This window comes from Brachyspira sp. SAP_772 (assembly GCF_009755885.1).
Classification (GTDB): Bacteria; Spirochaetota; Brachyspiria; order Brachyspirales; family Brachyspiraceae; genus Brachyspira.
This window is the reverse complement of sequence record NZ_VYIX01000038.1, coordinates 1-1,027: the sequence shown is the minus strand read 5'-3', so window position 1 is coordinate 1,027 and position 1,027 is coordinate 1. Positions and strand designations below refer to the sequence as shown.

2 protein-coding genes are annotated in these 1,027 nt (G+C 28.8%); both read right to left on the bottom strand.

The features are described 5' to 3' along the window. Nucleotides 1-532: class II glutamine amidotransferase (locus GQX97_RS12405; RefSeq protein WP_198391229.1), on the bottom strand; the 532-nt coding region annotated here is incomplete at its 3' end. Between the two features lie 93 nt (nucleotides 533-625). After that, a partial coding sequence (locus tag GQX97_RS12400; protein WP_157152226.1) for a hypothetical protein occupies nucleotides 626-1,027 on the bottom strand: 402 nt, incomplete at its 5' end.

Sequence of the window (1,027 nt, the reverse complement as noted above, 5' to 3'; positions counted from 1 at the left end):
CATTAGCCAAAGCAAATGCACGCTCACTTATATTAGTAGTCTCTTTAATTCCGTCTATAAAATTATTTACAGTTTTTCTTGCTATTAATTTTATTATAACTTCGCTGTCTGAAGTAGCATTGAATGTAGCACCTTCTTGTTCTAATTTATCTCTCAATTGATATGCATTAGTAAGGTTGCCGTTATGTGCTATAGCTATTTGACCTAATCTAAATARGTTTTCAAGAGGCTGAGCATTTTCTATTTTGCTTGCTCCTGTAGTAGAATATCTTACATGACCTATAGCAATATTTCCTTCTGTTTCTTTTGGTATGTTACTAGAAAATAAATCTGAAACAAGTCCCATAGATTTATAAGTAAATAAATGTTTATAATTTGATACAGTTATTCCAGCACTTTCCTGACCTCTATGCTGAAGAGCGTATAGTGCATAGTTAAGAGTTTTTAATATGTCTTTTTTTATTTCTTTTGAGTATATTCCAAATACTCCGCATTCTTCTTTAGGTTTGTCGCATTTAAAAAATTCATTCATATATTTTAACCAATTTTTTATTTTTTTGATTTGTATATATTATAATTAATTAGTGTTTTACACAATAGAGTTATTGAAGAATTTTATTGTTATTTAATTAGTTTCAGTTTGTTTATTTATRGTGGTTTGAGGAACTTTTACTCTTTCTTCTCTTTCATTTAATGTTGTTATAGTTGTTCCTTCTATAGTAGCTTTGGTATTATCTTCAAATATAATCATATAATTAAATACTGTACTAGAGTTTTCTTGATAAGATGTGATATATGATATTGTATAGTAGTGTACGTTGTTTTTTATATCTTTATATATATTTGATGCCGGTATKGAATCGTTATCTATAGATATTGAGCCGTCTTCATTAATAGTTACGATTATATCTCTTTCGTTAGTGTTATCTTCTGTAGTTTCTTCTCCGCCGGGAGGAGGCTGTATTGGTATGTCTGGTATATTTGTATTATTATCTTCTTCTATAACTTTTCCAGTCCAAGTGCCTGC